The sequence below is a fragment of the Micromonospora sp. URMC 107 genome (assembly GCF_051386315.1).
Taxonomy (GTDB): domain Bacteria; phylum Actinomycetota; class Actinomycetes; order Mycobacteriales; family Micromonosporaceae; genus Micromonospora.
Map to the genome: position 1 here is coordinate 1 of NZ_JBPQTK010000340.1, position 253 is coordinate 253.

1 pseudogene is annotated in these 253 nt (G+C 74.7%); it reads right to left on the reverse strand.

What is annotated here, in order from left to right:
• Positions 1–109 precede the first annotated feature (109 nt).
• Positions 110–253, reverse strand: a pseudogene (locus ACSNN9_RS28775) (ectoine/hydroxyectoine ABC transporter ATP-binding protein EhuA); the annotation flags it as partial.

Here is a 253-nt window from a genome sequence, read left to right on the forward strand (position 1 = left end):
CTAGCCGCCCGATCCGACACTCCGGGACACCGGCACGGGCGCGACCGCGACGGACGTCACCCGGCACGGTACGCCGGCGCGGCCCGGGTGGGCCGCGCCGGCGTACCGCTCAGAGCACCTTGGCCAGGAACGCCTTCGTCCGCTCGTGCCGGGGGTTGGCGATCACCTCGCGGGGCACGCCGGACTCGACCACGACGCCGCCGTCCATGAAGACCAGCGAGTCGCCGACCTCGCGGGCGAAGCCGATCTCGTG